Genomic DNA, 761 nt, shown 5'->3' with positions numbered 1-761 from the left:
AGGACGCCCGCGGCCTACGCGCTGAACTGGGACGCTGGGGTCCGTGAAGGCATTCTCCGCCGCACCGGACGGGGAATCTACGCCCTCGAACATGAGTGGATCGCGCCCGACCCCCCCTGGCCTTCAGATGCAAGCCACTTGACAGCCGCGGATCGGCCCTAACTCCGTGGTCTTGCAAGTACTCACCGGAGTTCCGCGAGGAAGCCGTCCAGATTGCCGTGAGGTCGAGCAAGACCGTCACGGAGGCCGCGCGGGAGCTCGACCTCAACCCGGAAACCCTTCGCGGCTGGGTGAAGAAATACCGCATGCAACAGGGGCCTTCCGTCGATTCGGAACTGACGGTGAATGAACGCGCGCGCCTGAAGGAACTTGAGCGGCGCAACCGTGAGCTGGAGATGGAAAACAGCTTCCTGAAAAAAGCGGCCTTAGATTCAACCGGTCAGAGCAACAGTGCAGGTTGAGGACGGTACACGTGGCAAGACTGGGTCGGCCGGGGATGTCGGATGAGATGAAGGCCGACCTGTGGCGGCGGTGGAGGTCCGGCGAGTCGATCAGCGTCATCTCGAGAGTAAGCATTCAGAAGGAATTGCGGCTGGATGGTGACGGTATGTGAGGCTTGCTGGTCAGGTGGTTTGTTCGTGACTGCTCACGAGGTGGTGTGACCTGGGGGTGATCGGTTCGTTGGTCTGTCCGTGGGAGCTTCCAGCCGCCGGTGTCCGTCGTATGACGATCTCGTGCGCGTGATCGCGGATCTGCAGGCC

1 protein-coding gene is annotated in these 761 nt (G+C 61.9%); it reads left to right on the top strand.

Annotation, left to right across the window (positions count from 1 at the left end; translation table 11 throughout):
- Window positions 1–218 precede the first annotated feature (218 nt).
- On the top strand, window positions 219–461 hold the full coding sequence (locus OTB19_RS43180) for a transposase (RefSeq protein WP_267804331.1): 243 nt from the start codon (window positions 219–221) through the stop codon (window positions 459–461).
- Window positions 462–761 lie beyond the last annotated feature (300 nt).

This window comes from Streptomyces sp. H27-H5 (assembly GCF_026627505.1).
Taxonomy (GTDB): domain Bacteria; phylum Actinomycetota; class Actinomycetes; order Streptomycetales; family Streptomycetaceae; genus Streptomyces.
Note: the sequence above shows the minus strand (reverse complement) of the source record. Positions and strands in the feature narration are given on the sequence as shown.